Source organism: Janibacter sp. UYMM211, assembly GCF_040547045.1.
Classification (GTDB): domain Bacteria; phylum Actinomycetota; class Actinomycetes; order Actinomycetales; family Dermatophilaceae; genus Marihabitans; species Marihabitans melonis.
Genome location: NZ_JBEPOY010000008.1, coordinates 39220 through 57793 on the forward strand (window position 1 = coordinate 39220; position 18574 = coordinate 57793).

17 protein-coding genes and 1 pseudogene are annotated in these 18574 nt (G+C 73.6%); 15 read left to right on the forward strand and 3 right to left on the reverse strand.

What is annotated here, in order from left to right:
• Positions 1-62 precede the first annotated feature (62 nt).
• The 12 genes from hisD to ABIB53_RS16135 all read left to right on the forward strand — a co-directional run bounded on the left by hisD (position 63) and on the right by ABIB53_RS16135 (position 9599).
• Complete coding sequence (gene hisD / locus ABIB53_RS16080) at positions 63-1424, forward strand: histidinol dehydrogenase (RefSeq protein WP_123090790.1); 1362 nt, start codon at positions 63-65, stop codon at positions 1422-1424.
• The gene (locus tag ABIB53_RS16085; protein ID WP_191563429.1) at positions 1421-2590 is read left to right on the forward strand and encodes a histidinol-phosphate transaminase; all 1170 of its coding nucleotides are present in this window, start codon (positions 1421-1423) and stop codon (positions 2588-2590) included. Before hisD ends, ABIB53_RS16085 begins: the two co-directional genes overlap by 4 nt.
• Positions 2587-3198: an imidazoleglycerol-phosphate dehydratase HisB gene (hisB, locus tag ABIB53_RS16090; RefSeq protein ID WP_068274126.1), complete on the forward strand. Its 612-nt coding sequence runs from the start codon at positions 2587-2589 to the stop codon at positions 3196-3198. The genes ABIB53_RS16085 and hisB overlap by 4 nt, the downstream gene beginning before the upstream one ends.
• A 10-nt stretch (positions 3199-3208) precedes the next feature.
• Positions 3209-3775: a hypothetical protein gene (locus ABIB53_RS16095; protein WP_068274128.1), complete on the forward strand. Its 567-nt coding sequence runs from the start codon at positions 3209-3211 to the stop codon at positions 3773-3775.
• A complete protein-coding gene (hisH, locus tag ABIB53_RS16100; RefSeq protein ID WP_068274132.1) occupies positions 3772-4386 on the forward strand; it encodes an imidazole glycerol phosphate synthase subunit HisH in 615 nt (204 codons plus the stop codon). Before ABIB53_RS16095 ends, hisH begins: the two co-directional genes overlap by 4 nt.
• Positions 4383-5132, forward strand: coding sequence for a bifunctional 1-(5-phosphoribosyl)-5-((5-phosphoribosylamino)methylideneamino)imidazole-4-carboxamide isomerase/phosphoribosylanthranilate isomerase PriA (gene priA, locus ABIB53_RS16105; protein WP_191563431.1), 750 nt, complete (start codon positions 4383-4385; stop codon positions 5130-5132). Before hisH ends, priA begins: the two co-directional genes overlap by 4 nt.
• A complete protein-coding gene (locus ABIB53_RS16110) occupies positions 5129-5881 on the forward strand; it encodes an SseB family protein (protein WP_354588905.1) in 753 nt (250 codons plus the stop codon). The genes priA and ABIB53_RS16110 overlap by 4 nt, the downstream gene beginning before the upstream one ends.
• A 74-nt stretch (positions 5882-5955) precedes the next feature.
• Positions 5956-7182, forward strand: a complete 1227-nt coding sequence (locus tag ABIB53_RS16115; protein ID WP_191563433.1) for an MFS transporter — start codon at positions 5956-5958, stop codon at positions 7180-7182.
• Positions 7183-7492: 310 nt separating this feature from the next.
• Positions 7493-8125: a translation initiation factor IF-3 gene (gene infC, locus ABIB53_RS16120; protein WP_308012932.1), complete on the forward strand. Its 633-nt coding sequence runs from the start codon at positions 7493-7495 to the stop codon at positions 8123-8125.
• Between the two features lie 50 nt (positions 8126-8175).
• On the forward strand, positions 8176-8370 hold the full coding sequence (gene rpmI, locus ABIB53_RS16125) for a 50S ribosomal protein L35 (RefSeq protein WP_068274142.1): 195 nt from the start codon (positions 8176-8178) through the stop codon (positions 8368-8370).
• A gap of 39 nt (positions 8371-8409) precedes the next feature.
• Complete coding sequence (gene rplT / locus ABIB53_RS16130; RefSeq protein ID WP_068274144.1) at positions 8410-8790, forward strand: 50S ribosomal protein L20; 381 nt, start codon at positions 8410-8412, stop codon at positions 8788-8790.
• Positions 8791-8816: 26 nt separating this feature from the next.
• Positions 8817-9599, forward strand: coding sequence for a TrmH family RNA methyltransferase (locus ABIB53_RS16135; protein ID WP_354588906.1), 783 nt, complete (start codon positions 8817-8819; stop codon positions 9597-9599).
• A gap of 27 nt (positions 9600-9626) precedes the next feature.
• On the opposite strand, the gene ABIB53_RS16140 is transcribed toward ABIB53_RS16135, so the two are convergent.
• A complete protein-coding gene (locus tag ABIB53_RS16140) occupies positions 9627-11210 on the reverse strand; it encodes a catalase (protein ID WP_354588907.1) in 1584 nt (527 codons plus the stop codon).
• Positions 11211-11297: 87 nt separating this feature from the next.
• On the reverse strand, positions 11298-11759 hold the full coding sequence (locus ABIB53_RS16145) for a Fur family transcriptional regulator (protein ID WP_068274148.1): 462 nt from the start codon (positions 11757-11759) through the stop codon (positions 11298-11300).
• 150 nt (positions 11760-11909) lie between these two features.
• On the opposite strand from ABIB53_RS16145, the gene ABIB53_RS16150 reads away from it, so the two are divergent.
• Positions 11910-13130: a WXG100 family type VII secretion target gene (locus ABIB53_RS16150; RefSeq protein ID WP_354588908.1), complete on the forward strand. Its 1221-nt coding sequence runs from the start codon at positions 11910-11912 to the stop codon at positions 13128-13130.
• A gap of 24 nt (positions 13131-13154) precedes the next feature.
• On the opposite strand, the pseudogene ABIB53_RS16155 reads toward ABIB53_RS16150, so the two are convergent.
• Positions 13155-14735: pseudogene (locus ABIB53_RS16155) on the reverse strand (AMP-binding protein).
• Between the two features lie 176 nt (positions 14736-14911).
• On the opposite strand from ABIB53_RS16155, the gene pheS reads away from it, so the two are divergent.
• Positions 14912-16006, forward strand: a complete 1095-nt coding sequence (pheS, locus tag ABIB53_RS16160) for a phenylalanine--tRNA ligase subunit alpha (RefSeq protein WP_123090781.1) — start codon at positions 14912-14914, stop codon at positions 16004-16006.
• Complete coding sequence (gene pheT, locus ABIB53_RS16165) at positions 16006-18528, forward strand: phenylalanine--tRNA ligase subunit beta (RefSeq protein WP_354588909.1); 2523 nt, start codon at positions 16006-16008, stop codon at positions 18526-18528. Before pheS ends, pheT begins: the two co-directional genes overlap by 1 nt.
• Positions 18529-18574: the final 46 nt, after the last annotated feature.

Here is an 18574-nt window from a genome sequence, read left to right on the forward strand (position 1 = left end):
GCGCACCCCCGCCTGGTGAGACCTGGCGAAGGGGTGCCGCGAGCGGTACCTAAGATGGAGCCATGCTCTCGACGACTGACCTGCGTGGTACCGACCTGTCGGTGACCGAGCTGCGTGCGGCGCTGCCGCGCGCGGAGTACGACGTCGAGGCCGCCCTGCATGCCGTCACCCCCATCGTCGCCGACGTCGCCGAGCGCGGCGCCGAGGCTCTCCTCGAGCTCGCCGAGCGCTTCGACGGTGTGCGCCCGCAGCGCCTGCGCGTGCCGGCCGAGGTCATGCAGCGCGCGCTCGAGCTCCTCGACCCCGACGTGCGCCGCGCGCTCGAGGTCTCGATCGAGCGGGCGCGGCTCGTGCACGCCGACCAGGTGCGCACCGACACCACGACCCAGGTGAGCCCGGGCGGCACCGTCACCGAGCGCTGGGTGCCCGTCGACCGCGTCGGCCTCTACGTGCCCGGCGGTCTCGCGGTCTACCCGTCCTCGGTCGTCATGAACGTCGTCCCCGCCCAGATCGCCGGGGTCTCCTCGCTCGCCGTGGCGAGCCCGCCCCAGCGCGACAACGCCGGGGAGCTCGCCGGCTATCCCCACCCGACGATCCTCGCCGCCTGCGCGCTCCTCGGGGTCGACGAGGTCTACGCGACCGGCGGGGCCCAGGCCGTCGCCGCCTTCGCCCACGGCTTCGACGACACGACGGCCGAGCCGGTCGACGGGCGCGTGCCGCGCTGCGAGCCGGTGAGCCTCGTCACCGGCCCGGGCAACGTCTACGTCGCCGCCGCCAAGCGCCTGCTCAAGGGCCTCATCGGCATCGACTCCGAGGCCGGCCCGACCGAGATCGCCGTGCTCGCGGACGCGGGTGCCGACCCCGAGCACGTCGCCGCCGACCTCGTCAGCCAGGCCGAGCACGACCCGCTCGCCGCGTCGGTGCTCGTCACCGACAGCACCGAGCTCGCCGCCGCCGTCGAGGAGGCGGTGACCCGACGCGCCCTCGCGACGAAGCACTCCGAGCGCGTCCGGACCGCCCTCACCGGTCCGCAGTCCGGGGTCGTGCTCGTCGACGACCTCGACGCCGGGCTCGCCGTCGTCAACGCCTACGGGGCCGAGCACCTCGAGATCATCACGGCCGACTCACCCGCCGTCGCCGCCCGGGTGCGCAACGCCGGCGCGGTCTTCGTCGGCACGTACAGCCCCGTCTCGCTCGGCGACTACGCCGCCGGCAGCAACCACGTCCTGCCCACCGGCGGGTGCGCCTGCCACAGCAGCGGCCTGTCCGTGCAGTCCTTCCTGCGCGGCATCCACGTCATCCACTACGACGAGCAGGCCCTCACCGAGGTCGGGCAGCACGTCGTCACGCTCGCCGAGGCCGAGGACCTGCCCGCGCACGGCGAGGCCGTCACGGCGCGCACCGGGCAGACGGTCGCCCGATGAGCGGGCCCGCACCTGCCCCCGGCGCCCAGGTCGAGGCCGCCCTGCGACCCGACCTGCGCGGCCGGACCGCCTACGGCGCCCCCCAGCTCGACGTCGCCGTGCAGCTCAACACCAACGAGAGCAGCTACCCCGTGCCCGACGAGGTCGTCGCCGACGTCCTCGCGCGCCTGGGGGAGGACCTCGCCGGGCTCAACCGCTACCCGGACCGCGAGTTCGTCGGGCTGCGCAAGGCGCTCGTCGACTACCTCGAGCTGCAGTCCGGCACCCGGCTGCGTCCCGAGCAGGTGTGGGCCGGCAACGGCAGCAACGAGGTGCTCCAGCACCTCGTGCTCGCCTTCGGCGGGGCCGGGCGCACCGCGCTGGGCTTCACGCCGGCGTACTCGATGCACCCGATCATCGTCGAGACCCTCGGCACCCGGTGGGTGGACGGCCAGCGCGACGCCGAGAGCTTCGACCTCGAGGTGGGCTCGGCGGTCGAGCAGGTCCGGGCGAGCGACCCCGACCTCGTCTTCTTGTGCTCCCCGAACAACCCGACGGGCACCGCGCTCCCCTTCGAGTCGATCGAGGCGGTCCTCGCGGCCGCGCCCCGGGCGATCGTCGTCGTCGACGAGGCGTACGCCGAGTTCGCGCGGCCGGGCACCCCGAGCGCCCTCGCGCTGCTCGAGCACCACGAGCGGCTCGTCGTCACGCGCACGATGAGCAAGGCCTTCACCCTCGCCGGGGCGCGCCTGGGCTACCTCGCCGCGCACCCGAGCCTCGTCGACGCCCTGCGGCTCGTGCGCCTGCCCTACCACCTCTCGACGCCCACCCAGGCCGTCGCCGAGGTCGCCCTGGCCCACGCGCCGCGGCTGCTGTCGACAGTCGAGGCGATCAAGGAGCAGCGCGACCGGCTCGTCACCGAGCTCGCCGAGATGGGTCTGCGACCCGTGCCCAGCGACGCCAACTTCGTCCTCTTCGGAGGGCTCGCCGACGCCCCCGCCACCTGGCAGGCTCTGCTCGACGCGGGCGTGCTCGTCCGCGACGTCGGCATCCCCGGCCACCTGCGGGTCACCGCGGGCACGCCGGAGGAGACCACCGCCTTCCTCACCGCCCTGCGCTCCCTGCTCCCGCAGCACCTCGCGCCGACCAGCACCACGACCGCCACTGCCGAAGGGGCCCGCCCGTGACCACCCAGCAGCACCGGACCGCGACCATCTCGCGCGCCACGTCCGAGAGCTCGGTCGAGCTGCGCATCGACCTCGACGGCACCGGGCGCAGCTCGGTCTCGACGGGGGTGCGCTTCTACGACCACATGCTCGCCTCGCTGGCCAAGCACAGCCTCATCGACATCGACGTCACGGCCACCGGTGACACGGACGTCGACGCGCACCACACCGTCGAGGACGTCGCGATCTGCCTCGGCGACGCCCTGCGCGAGGCGCTCGGCGACAAGTCCGGCATCTCTCGCTTCGGCGACGCGACCGTGCCGCTCGACGAGGCGCTCGTGCACGCCGTCGTCGACGTCGCCGGCCGCCCCTACGTCGTCCACACCGGTGAGCCCGAGGGGCAGCAGTACGTCGTCATCGGCGGCGCCTACGTCGGCTCCCTCACCCGGCACGTCCTCGAGACGCTCGGCCACCACGCCGGCATCGCGCTCCACGTGCGCGTGCTCGCCGGCCGCGACCCGCACCACATCGTCGAGGCGCAGTTCAAGGCCGTCGCCCGTGCCCTGCGCGCCGCGGTGGCTCTCGACCCCCGGGTCGAGGGCATCCCCAGCGCCAAGGGCGCGCTGTAAGCCGATCCCGGTGAGCGCACTCGTCCTCGTCTCCGCGTCGGCCGCGTCGGCCTCGACGTGGGTCCGGCGCGGCGTCGTGGCCTGCCACGTCGCCGAGCAGCACGGCTGGACCCTCGTCTCCGCGGCGCCCGGCCGGGTCGCGGCCGCGGCCCCCTACGACGACCCGACGTCGGTGCTGCTCGCCCGACCCGTCGGGCCGCGCGTGGCGCCCTCCCTCGGTCTCGGCGTCGTCGGCGACCGCGCCGTCATCGCCGCCCAGTCCACCGGCTGGCGCACGATGAAGCGCTGGGCCGTCCGGATGCGTCGGGGCTCCCTCGTGCGCCAGGGCGACCTCGCGCCGCTGCGCCCGGGTGACCTCGCCCCCTTCGCCGGGGCCGGCGTGAGCACCGCCGAGGTGACCGCCGCGCTCGAGGAGACCCAGCTGCCCTCGCACGACTGGCTCGCGCACGTCCTCGAGGTGCTCCAGCTGCCCGGCGCGCAGGTCGTGCGCGGCGAGGACCAGCCCGGCGCGCTCGTCGAGCCCGACCCCCGCTCGCTCGCCGGCTTCGCCCGCGTCGCCGAGGACGGCCGCCCATGACCGACGTCGTCGTCCTCGACTACGGCAGCGGCAACGTCCGCTCCGTCGTCCGCGCCCTCGAGCACGTCGGCGCCGCTGTCGAGCTCACCTCCGACCTCGCCCGCGCGGAGCGGGCCGACGGCCTGCTCGTGCCCGGCGTCGGCAACTTCCACGCCTGCATGACCGGTCTGCGCGACGCCGGCGGCGGCGAGGTCGTCCGGGCCCGGCTCGCCCACGGCGCACCGACCCTCGGCATCTGCGTCGGCATGCAGGTCATGCTCGACGGCTCCGACGAGCCCTCGCCCGACCCGCAGCCGGGCCTGGGCCTGTGGCCGGGCTCGGTGCACCGGGTCGACGCCCCCGTCGTGCCGCACATGGGCTGGACCCCCGTCGTGGCCGGCCGGGGCAGCGCGCTGCTCGACGGGCTCGACGGCGAGCGCTTCTACTTCGTCCACTCCTACGCCGTCACCGACACGGCAGCGCTGGGGGAGCGGGTCGTCTCGGTCGCCGAGCACGGCCACCCCTTCGCCGCCGCCGTCGAGGACGGCACCTTGTCCGCCACGCAGTTCCACCCCGAGAAGTCCGGGGACGCGGGACTGCACCTCTTGAAGAACTGGGTGAGCTCACTATGACCAGCGCGACCGACCCGATCCCGAGCCTGGAGCTGCTGCCGGCCGTCGACGTCTCCGAGGGGCGGGCCGTCCAGCTCGTCCAGGGCGTCGCCGGCAGCGGGGGCCAGTTCGGCGACCCCGTCGAGGCGGCGCTGTCGTGGCAGGAGCAGGGCTCGCGCTGGCTCCACCTCGTCGACCTCGACGCCGCCTTCGGGCGGGGGAGCAACGCCGACCTGCTCGCCGAGATCGTCGGCCGGCTCGACATCGACGTCGAGATGAGCGGGGGCATCCGCGACGAGGTGACCCTGCGCCGTGCCCTCGCGACCGGGTGCCGTCGGGTCAACCTCGGCACCGCGGCGCTCGAGGACCCGGAGTGGACCGCGAGCGCCATCGCGACGTACGGCGACCGGGTCGCCGTCGGTCTCGACGTGCGCGGCACGACGCTCGCGGCCCGCGGGTGGACGAGCGAAGGGGGAGACCTCTGGGAGACCCTCGCGCGCCTGGACTCCGAGGGCTGCGCCCGCTACGTCGTCACCGACGTCGCGAAGGACGGCATGCTCGCCGGCCCGAACCTGCAGCTCCTGCGTGACGTCTGCGCCGCGACGCAGCGACCCGTCGTCGCCTCCGGCGGCGTGACGACCTCGGACGACGTCGCCGCCCTGCGCGAGCTCGTGCCGCTGGGCGTCGAGGGCGCGATCGTCGGCTCCGCGCTCTACCGCGGCACCCTGACGATGGCCGACGCCATCGCGGCGGCCGGGCCCCAGTGACCTCGCCCGAGCAGCCCGAGCAGGTCCCGCAGACCCGCCCGGCCGACTCGGCCGGGGTCCCGTGGGGCGGGCGGGCCGTGCCGCACTCGGGCTTCGAGGGCGACGACGGCTCGCGCGACCCTCGCCTGGGCGCCGCGCTCGGCACGGGCGACGACGCGGCGCTCGTCGAGGCCCTGCGCGGTGCTCGGCTGCTCGTGCCGGTGACGGCCGTCGCGGCAGAGACGACCGAGGGCACGAGCGGCCTCACCGCCGAGAAGGAGACGGACATGGCCGTCGTCCTGCTCGACAACCCCGACGGGCGCACCGCGCTGCCCGTCTTCTCCAGCGCCGCCGACCTCGCGGCCTTCGACACCTCGCTGCGCCCCGTGCCGGTCACGGCCGAGCGGGCGGCCGAGGCGGCGATCTCCGAGCAGGCCCAGCTCATGGTGCTCGACTGCGCGAGCGAGCACGCCGTCGAGGTGCGCTCGAGCATGCTGTGGGCGCTCGTCCAGCGTCAGCCCTGGCTGCCGCCGCACGAGGACCCCTTCGTCGCCCGTTCCGTCGCCGCCGCGCTCTCCGGTGCGCCCGAGGTCCTCGGGCACGACCTGGTCGCCGGCGCCGAGCCCGGCGAGCTCGTCCTGTCGCTGCAGATCGTGCCCGGCCTGGCGACCGAGCAGCTGCAGGCTGTCGTCGAAGGGGTGGGCGAGCGGCTCGCCGCCGACGGCGAGCTGCGGGCGCGGGTGGACGGGCTCACCTTCCGGGTGCGGTGAGCACGCTCACCCCCTTCGCCTCCCGTCGGGACCGGTTTGCCGGGGAGGGCGGGGCAGCCGCACCATAGGCGGTTGTGACCATCGCCCCCTACCGTGACGTGCTGCGGATCCCGCAGGTGCGCCACGCGCTGATCTTCGGCATCATCCTGCGCACCCCGATGGCGGCGAGCCTCATCGCGCTCACGCTGCACGTCGTCACCCACCTCGGGCAGAGCTACGGCAAGGCCGGCATCGCGAGCATGGCGCTGACCCTCGCGCTCGCCGTGAGCAACCCGTGGCGCGGCCGGCTCGTCGACCGGCAGGGTCTGCGCCGCACCTTCGTGCCCTCGCTCGTCGTGCTGCCGCTCGTGTGGTCGGTCGCGCCCTTCCTGTCGTACTGGCCCCTCGTCGCGGCCGTCGTCGTCGCAGGCCTCTTCCAGGTGCCGATCTGGGGGGTGCTGCGCCAGATGATCCTCCACGCCGTGCCCGAGCAGCAGCGCCGCAGCGCGCTCTCGCTCGACTCCGTCGCGACGGAGATCTCCTTCATGATCGGCCCCGCCATCGGCGTCGTCGCCGCGAGCGCCCTCGACACCCGCTACGTCCTGCTCGTCCTCATGTGGCTGGGGGTCCTCGGCGCGGCGGCGATGTGGTGGATGGACCCGACGATCGTCAGCGACGCGCCCGCCCAGGACTCGACGCAGTCCTCCTCGACCCTCGCCCCGGCGCGCTCGTGGTTCTCCGGCGCGGCCGTCGCCGTGCTCGCGATGACCGCCGCGACGACGGTGATCCTCTCGGGCACCGACGTCTCGGTCGTCGCGCTGCTGCGCGCGGTGGGGGAGGAGACGGGGGTCGCGGTCGCGATGGCCGTGTGGGCCTTCGGCTCGCTCGTCGGCGGTCTGCTCTACGGCATGTGGCACCGCAGCGTCCCCGCGCACGTGCTCCTCGTCGCCCTCGCGCTCGCCACCCTGCCGGTCGCCCTCACCTCCTCGACGCTCGTCAGCAGCCTGGCCCTGCTGCTCGCCGGCTTCTTCTGCGCGCCGACGCTCACCGCGACGACCGAGCAGCTGAGCCGGATCGTGCCCGAGCGCTCGCGCGGCGAGGCCCTCGGCTGGCACGGGTCGGCGATCACCGGTGGCAGCGCCCTCGGTGCTCCCGTCGCCGGCTTCGCGATCGACCACGCCGGTGCGCCGGCCGGCTTCGTCGCGGTCTCGGTGGCGGGTCTGCTCGTCGCGGGAGCAGCGCTCGTCGTGCTCCAGGCGCGTCGGCGCAGCCGCTCCGTCGCGTCGGCCCGGGCGTCGCGCCCGCCCGCCCGCGTGGGCTGACCGGGCTGATTTCGTCGGCCACGGGGCCGCTGCTAGTCTTGACCTCGACCGGTTGCACGTCCGCGTGCAGCGCAAGAGGGGCTTCACCGCTTCCACCCAGGCCGACTCGATCGGCCGGGTCTCAGGTCGCGACCGTCACGGTCGTCCTCGGCCTCGCCGTCTCGGCGGGGTCCGACGGCGTCGTGGTGCTCGTGTCCAGGTGGGCTCCTCGCACGGCGAGGAGCCCTTCGTCGTGCCGGGACCAGGACCACCGACGAAGGAGCATCACATCAGCGAGCCTCGCATCAACGACCGCATCCGTGTCCCCGAGGTGCGGCTTGTCGGGCCTAACGGGGAGCAGGTGGGGATCGTCCGGGTCGAGGACGCCCTCCGTCTGGCCGCCGAGGCCGATCTCGATCTCGTCGAGGTCGCCCCGATGGCCAAGCCTCCCGTGGCCAAGCTCATGGACTTCGGCAAGTACAAGTACGAAGCCGCCATGAAGGCGCGCGAAGCGCGCAAGAACCAGGTCAACACGATCATCAAGGAGATCAAGCTCCGCCCGAAGATCGACGCCCACGACTACGGCACGAAGAAGGGCCACGTCGTGCGCTTCCTCAGCGCCGGCGACAAGGTCAAGGTGACGATCATGTTCCGCGGTCGCGAGCAGTCGCGCCCGGAGCTGGGCTTCCGTCTCCTGCAGCGTCTCGCCGAGGACGTCGCCGAGCTCGGCTTCGTCGAGTCCTCGCCGAAGCAGGACGGCCGCAACATGGTCATGGTCCTCGGGCCGACCAAGAAGAAGTCCGAGGCACGCGCCCAGCAGCGTCGGATGAAGGACGAGGCCGCGCAGGCCGAGGCCGTCGAGGCCCAGACCCCGCAGACCGAGACCACCGAGGTCGAGAGCACCGAGGTCCAGGCCGACCAGGTCGAGCAGGCCCCCGCGAGCGAGAGCACCTCGCAGGCCTGAGCGCCGTCCCCCGCCAACCAGCAGAGCAGATCAGCAAGGAGAACGGCGAGATGCCGAAGAACAAGACGCACAGCGGTGCCAAGAAGCGCTTCCGGGTGACCGGCTCGGGCAAGATCATGCGCCAGCGCGCCAACCACGTGCACAAGTTCCACGAGAAGACCCCGCAGCACGCCCGCCGCCTGGCGAACGACGTCGAGCTGAGCCCGGCCGAGACCAAGAAGGTCAAGCGGCTCCTCGGCCTCTGACCTGCCAGTCGACACACCCCACAACGAAGGAGTACTCACGTGGCACGCGTGAAGCGGGCGGTCAACGCCCAGAAGAAGCGCCGGGTCGTCCTCGAGCGGGCCAGCGGTTACCGCGGTCAGCGCTCGCGCCTGTACCGGAAGGCCAAGGAGCAGGTCACCCACTCGCTGGGCTACAGCTACCGCGACCGCCGGGCCAAGAAGGGCGACTTCCGTCGCCTGTGGATCCAGCGCATCAACGCCGGCGCCCGCGCCAACGGCATGACGTACAACCGCTTCATCCAGGGGCTGCGCGCCGCTGAGATCGAGGTCGACCGTCGCATGCTCGCCGAGCTCGCCGTCAACGACGAGGCCGCCTTCGCCGCGCTCGTCGAGATCGCCCGGGCCAACGTCCCGGCGCAGACCGAGACGGCCAGCGCCTGAGCGCAGAGCAGCACCGGGAGAGCCCCGTGCTGACCAACCCCGGTTCCGACCGGGTGCGGTCGGTGCGAGGGCTCTCTCGTCGTCCCGTGCGACGCCGCACGGGACGCCTCCTCGTCGAGGGTCCCCAGGGCGTGCGCGAGGCCGTGCGCTTCGCCCCCCACGACGTGGTGGACCTCTACGTCACCGCCGAGGCGGCCGACCGCTACGCCGACGTCGTCCACGACGCGCGCGAGGCGGGCCGCTTCGTGCACGAGGTGAGCGAGGAGGTCCTCGCGGCGATGTGCGACGCCGAGCACCCGCAGGGCATGGCCGCCGTCGTCGGCTGGCAGCCCGCCGGGCTCGACGACGTCCTCGCCGCCGGCCCCCGCACCCTCGTCTTCCTCACCAACGTCCGTGACCCCGGCAACCTCGGCACGGTCGTCCGCGGTGCCGACGCCGCCGGGGCCGACGCCGTCCTCGTCTCGGGGTCCTCGGTCGACGTCACCGCCCCGAAGGTCGTCCGCTCGACCGTCGGCTCCCTCTTCCACGTCCCGGTCGTCACCGATCTCGACGTGCCCACCACCCTGGCCCGCCTGCGCGAGGCCGGCGTGAGCACCTACGCCGCCGACGGCTCGGGCAGCGCGAGCGTCGACGAGGTCGACCGCACCCGCCCCCACGCCTGGGTCATGGGCAACGAGGCCTGGGGCCTGCCCGACGAGCTCCTGCGCGCGTGCGACGAGGTCGTCCGCGTCCCGATCTACGGGCGCGCCGAGTCGCTCAACCTCGCGATGGCGGCGACCCTGTGCCTCTACGCCTCGACCCGCGCCTGACCTCGACAGACCGAGGGCCGGCGCCGCTCAGGCGTCCGCGTGGGTGCGGCACTCCTTGATGACGTCCTGCTCGGCCTTCGCGTCGTCGGCGTCGCCACCGGGGAGGCTGGCCCCCTTCGCCTCCTCGTAGGCGGCCTGGATGCGCGCGCCGATGTCGCCGTCGACGCTGCGCCAGTACTCGAAGACCCGTGACAGGACGGGCTCGACGACGTCGGGCAGGGTGCCCGCGACGGTGGCGACGAGCCGCTCGCGCTGCGCGTCGTCGAAGACCTCGCGCACGAGCAGCCCCGCCTGGCCGAAGTCGTCGTCCTGCGGGTGCAGCTCGTAGGCCGAGCGCACCATCTCGCCGTCGGCCTCCCAGCCCGCGGCCACCGGACCGGTCTCGTCCGCGTGCGGGCGTCCGTAGCTGTTCGGCAGGTAGGTCGGCGCGGCACCGGAGTGCTCGTAGGTCATCGCCCCGTCGAAGACGGCGGCGTTGGTGCGCTCGACCGCGGGCCGGTTGACCGGCAGCTGGTCGGCGTTGACGCCCACCCGCGCGCGGTGCGCGTCAGCGTAGGCGAAGACCCGGCCGAGGAGCATCTTGTCGGGGGAGAAGCCGATGCCGGGCACGGTGTTGCTCGGCGCGAAGGCCGCCTGCTCGATCTGCGCGAAGAAGTTTACGGGGTTCTCGTCGAGGGTCATCGTGCCGACCTCGATGAGCGGGTAGTCCTCATGCGGCCAGACCTTCGTGAGGTCGAAGGGGTTGTACCGGTAGGCCTTCGCGTCCTCGTAGGGCATGACCTGCACCGACATCGTCCAGCGCGGGGCGTCGCCGCGCTCGATCGCCTCGAAGAGGTCGCGGCGGTGGAAGTCCGCGTCCGACCCGGCGATCCGCTCGGCGGCCTCGCCGGTGAGCGCCTCGACGCCCTGCTCGCTGTGGAAGTGGTACTTCACCCAGGAGCGCTCGCCCTGCGCGTCCACCCACATGTACGTGTGCGAGCCGTAGCCGTTCATGTGACGCCACGTGCGGGGGAGCCCGCGGTCACCCATGAGGTAGGTGACCTGGTGCGCCGACTCGGGGTTGGCGGTCCAGAAGTCCCACTGCATCGTCATGTCGCGCAGCCCGGAGTCCGGCAGGCGCTTCTGGCTGCGGATGAAGTGGGGGAACTTCATGGGGTCGCGGACGAAGAAGACCGGGGTGTTGTTGCCGACGAGGTCGTAGTTGCCCTCGGAGGAGTAGAAGCGCAGCGAGAAGCCGCGGACGTCGCGCCACGTGTCGGGCGAGCCGAGCTCGCCGGCGACGGTCGAGAAGCGGGCGAGCATCCGGGTCGTCGTCCCGGGCTGGAAGACCGCGGCCTTCGTGTACCGGCTGACGTCCCCGGTCACCTCGAAGCGGCCGAAGGCGCCGGAACCCTTCGCGTGCGGCTTGCGCTCGGGGATGTTCTCGCGGTTGAAGTGGGCGAGCGTGTCGACGAGGTGGTGGTCGTGGAGCAGCAGCGGGCCGTTCGCCCCGACGGAGAGGCTGTTGCGGTCGCTGGCGACGGGCGCACCGCTGGCGGTGGTGGACGGCCCGGAGACGTCGACGGTCCCGTCAGGGCCTGCGTGCGGGGCGGGGTGCGAAGGGGTGGACATGCGCTGTGCTCCTCGGGCGAGATCTCAGCCGGCCGGTCCGCGTCGCGGCGGCCCACCTCGATCATGACCCACCGGGGGCCTGCGCGCTCAGCGGGCGTCCACGCTCAGCGCCGGCTCGAGCTCGGCCTGGCACCGGGGGCACAGGCCCCAGTAGATGACCTCGGCCTCGTCGATGGCGAAGCCGTTGTCGTCGGCGGCGTCGAGGCAGGGGGCGGAGCCCGTCGCGCAGTCGACGTCGACCATCGTCGCGCAGGAGCGGCAGACGAGGTGGTGGTGGTTGTCGCCGAGCTCGATCTCGTAGCGGGCCGGGTGGCCGGCCGGCTCGAAACGGCGCACGAGGCCGGCGCGGGCGAGAGCGGCGAGGACGTCGTAGACGGCCTGCGTGCTCACCGAGCCGAGCACCTCGCGGGTCGAGGTCGTGATGACGTCGACCGTCGCGTGGGGTGCCGCAGCGAGCACCGTGAGGACCGCGACCCGCGGCGCGGTCACCCGCAGCGACCGCGCACGCAGCATCTGCGCGGCGTCGTCGGGGGACAGGGTGGGGTGCATCCGTCCAGAGTCCCGCATGATCTGGAACCAGTCAAGTTTAGGGCGCCCGGCGGGGCGTCGGCCGGGGAGTCGTCCCCATGGGCGAGCGGCGGGGGTGCCCCTACGCTGACCCGGGACGAGCAGGCCGTGCGCGAGAGACGGGGGAAGCCGATGACGGTGACGCAGGGGCAGGACCCGGAGCGGGTCGAGCAGGTGGGGGTGGCGCTGTCGGCGCTGGCCGACCGGGTCGACGTCGTCGCGCAGACGGGCACCTCGGGGTTGGGGGTCCTGGGGCAGTCGTGGTCGGGCCCCGACGTCGAGTCCTTCGGGCAGCAGTGGCAGGGAGCCCACCGCTCGCTGGGCGACGCGTCGGCGATGCTGCGCATCGTCTCGGAGCGGGCCCGGCAGCAGGCGGCCGACCAGCGCGCGGCGAGCGGCGAAGGGGGCGGCGGCGCGCCCGGGACGGGCGGCACCGCGCCGGTCCGCACGAGCACCGATCCCGGTGGGGGTCGCCGCGGCCCCTTGCCCAGCGCCGAGGACGTCGATATCCCCTATCCCGACGACGGGCGCCCGTGGGTGCCGCAGGGCTTCGGCTACAGCGAGGAGGAGGGCGCCTACGTCTGGGCCTTCTACGACCACGACAACCCCGAGCAGGGGCTCCTCGCGATCCAGACCGAGGACGGCCAGACGCGCTACGTGCCCGTCGAGGGCAACGACCACTACGGCGGCCTGGCCGTCGACGGGGACAACGTCTACGTCTCCGGCAACGGCGAGGAGGGCAGCGACGGCTCGTACGTCCAGCGCTACTCGCTCGACACCCTGCTCGCGGCCGGCGGTGACGACACCTCCGCCGACCCGACCGCCCCGGTCGAGACGGTGCGGGTGCCGACGGGCTCGACGCTCACCGTCGCCGACGGGCGGCTCGTCGTGGCCGAGTACCTCAACCGCGGCGACGCGGACGGCGACACCCCGACGGTCTACGAGTACGAGCTCGGACCGGACGGCGAGCTGCCGACCCCGGCGTACTCGCCCGGCCCGCCGAGCACCTGGATGCCCGAGCCGGTCCACACCTTCGAGGCCCCGTACAACATCCAGGGGCTCGTCAGCGACGGCGAGCACTACTACTTCACGCAGTCCCGTGGCCCGGACGACCCGTCGAACCTCGTGCAGGTCGACCCGGTGACGGGGGAGCAGACCGTCGTCCGCGACGACCTCAGCCCGCTGTCGCAGGGGCTCGTCATCCGCGACGGGCAGCTCGTCATCAGCAACGAGTCCGACGCCGAGCCCTACCGCCAGGACGTGCTCGACTCCGACAACCCCTTCCTGCCCAACGGCCTCGAGAACCCCGTGAAGCCCGACGGGACCCTCCAGGAGGTCGAGCTCGACGACTGAGGGGGCGCACCCCTTCGCCCGTCGTCAGGCACCGTCCCGCCGCAGGATCTGCGCGGCCGCCTCGCGCATCTCGACCTTGCGCACCTTTCCGGTGACGGTCATCGGGAAGTCGTCGACGACGTGGACGAAGCGCGGGATCTTGTAGTGGGCGAGGCGGCCGGTGCAGAAGTCGCGCAGCGACTGCGCGGTCATCGGCTCGGCGCCCTCGCGCAGACGCACCCAGGCCATGAGCTCCTCGCCGTAGCGATCGTCGGGGACCCCGATGACCTGGGCGTCGAGGACGTCGGGGTGGGTGTAGAGGAACTCCTCGATCTCGCGGGGGTAGATGTTCTCGCCCCCACGGATGACGACGTCCTTGATCCGCCCGGTGATCCGCACGAAGCCCTCGTCGTCCATGACCGCGAGGTCGCCCGTGTGCATCCACCCGTCGCGGATCGCCTCGGCGCTCTTCTGCGGCTCGCGCCAGTAGCCGAGCATCACGGAGTACCCCTTCGTGCACAGCTCGCCGGGCTCGCCGCGGGGCACCGTCTCGCCGGTGGTCGGGTCGACGACCTTGACCTCGAGGTGAGGTCCGACGCGCCCGACGGTGCCGACCTTGGCCTAGAAGGGGTCGTCCGGGCTCGTCTGCGTCGAGACCGGCGAGGTCTCGGTCATGCCGTAGCAGATCGTCATGTCGCTGGTCCCGGCGTCGAGGACCTGGCGCATGAGCTCGGCGGGGCAGGGGGAGCCGGCCATGATCCCCGTGCGCAGGGTGGACAGGTCGTAGCTCTCGCGGTCCGGCAGGGCCCACTCGGCGATGAACATCGTCGGCACCCCGTACAGGCTCGTGCACCGCTCGGCCGCCACGGCGGCCAGCGTGAGGGCGGGGTCGAAGGCGGGGGCGGGGATGACCATGCAGGCCCCGTGCGAGGTGGCCGCGAGGTTGCCCATGACCATGCCGAAGCAGTGGTAGAAGGGCACGGGGATGCAGATCCGCTCCTCGTGCGTGTAGCGGCAGCCCTCGCCGACGAACCACCCGTTGCCGAGGATGTTGCGGTGGGAGAGGGTCGCCCCCTTCGGGAAGCCCGTCGTGCCCGACGTGTACTGGATGTTGATCGGGTCGTCCGGGGCGAGCCCCTCGCCGACCCGGGCGAGCTCGTCGGCGTCCACGGACCGCGCGCCGGCGACGAGGGCGTCCCACGACGGCGTGCCGATGACGACGACCTCGCGCAGCTCCGGCAGCTCGTCGCGCACCTCGGTCACCATCTGCGGGTAGTCGCTGCCCTTGAAGGACTGCGTGCAGACGAGCACGCTCGTGCCGGCCTGGGCGAGGACGTACTGCAGCTCGTGGGTGCGGTAGGCGGGGTTGACGGTGACGAGGACGGCGCCGATCTTCGCCGTCGCGTACTGGGTGAGGGTCCACTCCGCGCAGCTCGGGGCCCAGATGCCGACGCGGTCACCGGGCTGCACGCCCATGGCGAGGAAGCCGCGGGCCAGCTCGTCGACGTCGTGGCGCAGCTGCGCGTAGGTCCAGCGCCGCCCGCTCGCCATCTCCACGAGCGCGTCCCGGTCGGCGTGCGCGGCGACGGTCGCGTCGAGGTCGGCGCCGATCGTGCGCTCGGGCATCGGCAGGTCGGTGCGTCCCACGGCGTGGCTGGGCTCGGGCACGGGTGACTCCTTCGTCGGTCGGGCAGGTCGGCCCGGCTGCGTCGTCGGGCCCCGGCCATCGTCACCCCTGCCGCCCGCGCCCGCGAGCGAAACCGCGGTGAGATCTCTCGCGGGCATTACCTAGACTCTCAGGCGTGTCCGGACCCAACACCAGCTACGACCCCGTCGAGGTGGCCGCGCTCGCGCCCGCCGCCGTCGAGGAGGCCGTCGACGCCGCCCTCGCCGCGATCGCCGCCGCGAGCTCCCTCGAGGAGCTCAAGGCCGTGCGCCCCGCCCACCAGGGGGACAAGAGCCCGCTGGCCCTGGCCAACCGAGAGATCGGCGCCCTGCCGCCGAGCGCGAAGGCCGAGGCCGGCAAGCGTGTCGGGCAGGCCCGCGGCCGGGTGGCCCAGGCCCTCACGGCCCGCCAGGGCGAGCTCGAGGCCGAGCGCGACGAGCGGATCCTGCGCGAGGAGACCCTCGACGTCACCCAGCGCGCGGCCCGCCGCCCGCTCGGGCGCCGGCACCCCATCGAGCTGATGTCCGAGCGCATCGCCGACCTCTTCGTCGGCATGGGCTGGGAGATCGCCGAGGGCCCGGAGGTCGAGGCCGAGTGGTTCAACTTCGACGCGCTGAACTTCGACGCCGACCACCCCGCGCGCCAGATGCAGGACACCTTCTACCTCGAGCCCGCCGACGCCGGTCTCGTCCTGCGCACCCACACCTCACCCGTCCAGGCGCGCTCGCTCATCGAGCGCGGCGTGCCGCTCTACGTCGCCGCGATCGGCCGCGTCTTCCGCACCGACGAGCTCGACGCGACGCACATGCCGGCCTTCCACCAGGTCGAGGGCATCGCCGTCGACGAGGGGCTGACGATGGCGCACCTCAAGGGCACGCTCGACCGGCTCGCGACCTCGCTCTTCGGCGAGGGCATCACGACGCGGCTGCGCCCCTCGTACTTCCCTTTCACCGAGCCGAGCGCCGAGATGGACCTGCGCTGCTTCGTGTGCCGCGGCGAGGACCCCGACTGCCGTACGTGCAAGGGCACGGGCTGGATCGAGTGGGGCGGCTGCGGGATGGTCAACCGCAACGTCCTCACGGCGAGCGGGGTCGACCCCGACCGGTACACCGGCTTCGCCTTCGGGATGGGCATCGACCGGGCGCTGATGTTCCGGACCGGGGTGTCCGACATGCGCGACATGATCGAGGGCGACGTGCGATTCGACGCCCAGTTCGGGATGGAGATCTGATGCGGGTACCCGTCGACTGGCTCGGCGAGCACGTCACCCTGCCCGACGGGGTGAGCGGCCTCGACGTGGCCGCCGCCCTCGTGCAGGTCGGGCTCGAGGAAGAAGGCCTGCACACCGGTGACGTCACCGGCCCGCTCGTCGTGGGCCGGGTGCTCACCCGCGAGCCGGAGGAGCAGAAGAACGGCAAGACGATCAACTGGTGCACGGTCGACGTCGGCGACGCCAACGGCACCGGTGAGCCCCAGGGCATCGTCTGCGGCGCGCACAACTTCGACGCGGGCGACCTCGTCGTCGTCATCCTCCCCGGCGGGGTGCTGCCCGGCGGTTTCGAGATCTCGGCGCGCAAGACCTACGGGCACGTGAGCGCCGGGATGATCTGCTCGGTCGCCGAGCTCGGCATCGGCGAGGACCACGACGGGATCCTCGTGCTCACCGACCGTCCCGACGCCTCCTCGCTGCAGCCCGGCCAGGACGCGATCCCGCTCCTCGGCCTCGACCGCGAGACCGTCGAGATCAACGTCACCCCGGACCGCGGCTACTGCTTCGCCGTGCGCGGCGTCGCCCGCGAGTACGCCCACTCGACGGGCGCCCCCTTCGTCGATCCGGCCCTCGCGCTCGCCGAGCGCGCCCCGGCGGCCGGCGCCGGCGGCTACCCCGTCGAGCTGCGCGACGACTCCCCGGTGCGCGGCCGTCCCGGCTGCGACCGCTACGTCGCCCGCGTCGTGCGCGGCATCGACGTCTCCGCGCCCACGCCGGACTGGATGGCGACGCGGCTCACCGAGGCGGGCATGCGTCCGATCTCGCTGCCCGTCGACGTGACGAACTACGTCATGCTCGACCTCGGCCAGCCGCTGCACGCCTTCGACGTCGCGACCCTCGACGGGCCGGTCGTCGTGCGCCGCGCCCGCGACGGCGAGCGGCTCACGACCCTCGACGACGTCGAGCGCGCCCTCAGCCCGCAGGACCTGCTCGTCACCGAGGGGGGCGAGCGCGTGCTCGCCATCGCCGGTGTCATGGGCGGCCAGGACAGCGAGGTCGGTCCGTCGACGACGGACGTCCTGCTCGAGGCGGCCCACTTCGACGCGGTGTCGGTCGCCCGGACCGCCCGCCGTCACCGGCTGCCCTCGGAGGCGTCGCGCCGCTTCGAGCGCGGCGTCGACCCGCAGCTCGCCGCTGCTGCCGCCCAAATGGCCGTCGAGCTGCTCGTCGAGCACGGGGGCGGCACGGCCGACCCCGGTGTCACCGACGTCGGCGAGCCGCTGCGCCCCGAGCCGGTGCGCATGGCCGCCGACCTGCCCGGCCGCGTCGTCGGCGTGCCCTACGACGGCCCGACCGTCGAGCGCCGCCTGCGCGAGATCGGCTGCGAGGTGAGCACCGAGGACGAGACGTACGTCGTCGTCCCGCCGACCTGGCGCCCCGACCTCACGACGGGGGAGGACCTCGTCGAGGAGGTGGCCCGGCTGGAGGGCTACGACGCCATCCCGTCCGTGGTCCCGACCGCGCCGGGCGGCCGTGGGCTGACCCACGGCCAGAGCGTGCGCCGTCTGCTCGCGACCGTGCTCGCGGCGCAGGGTCTCACCGAGGTGTGGAACCCGCCCTTCGTCGGAGACGCCCAGCACGAGGCGCTCGGGCTCGACCCGGCCGCCGAGCGCGAGCGCACCCTCGTCGTCGCCAACCCGCTCTCCGACGAGCTGCCGCTCATGCGCACCCGCGTGCTCACGACGCTCGTCGAGTCGCTGCGCCGCAACCTCGCCCGCGGGGCCAAGGACGTCGCGCTCTTCGAGACCGGGCTCGTCGTGCAGCGCGAGGGCGAGCAGCAGCCCGCGCCGACCGCCGACGTCGGCGTGCACCCGGACGCCGAGACGCTCGCGGCGATCCGCGCGGCCGTCCCCGCCCAGCCCCGGCACCTCGCCCTCGTCCTCGCCGGCGACCGCGACCGCGCCGGCTGGTGGGGTGCGGGTCGTCGTGCCGACCTCGCCGACGTCGTCGAGCTCGTCACCCAGCTCGGCGAGGCGCTCGCGCTGCGCCTGACGCTCGAGGCCGACGACGTCATGCCCTACCACCCCGGTCGCTGCGCCCGGGTGACCACGGCCAACGGCGTCCTCGTCGGCCACCTCGGCGAGCTGCACCCGAAGGTCGTCGCCGCGCTCGGCCTCCCGGAGCGCACGGTGGCCGCCGAGATCGACGTCGACGTCCTCGTCGACGCCAGCGGCGTGCCCGTGCAGGCGCGCACGCTGTCGGGCTACCCGGCCGCCCGCACGGACGTCGCCCTCGTCGTCGCCGAGGACGTCGCGGCATCCGGGGTCGAGCTCGCCCTGCGCTCCGGCGCCGGGGACGCGCTCGAGTCGGTGGCCCTCTTCGACGTCTACCGCGGCGACCAGCTCGACGCGGGCCGCAAGTCGCTCGCCTACCGGCTGACCTTCCGCGCGCCGGACCGCACGCTGACGACCGACGAGGTGAGCGCGCTGCGCGACCGCGCGGTCGCCGCGGCGGGCCGGGCCACCGGCGCCGTCCAGCGCTGACGGGTCGCTCGCCCGGGGCCGGGAGACCGACCCCGGGCGAGCGACC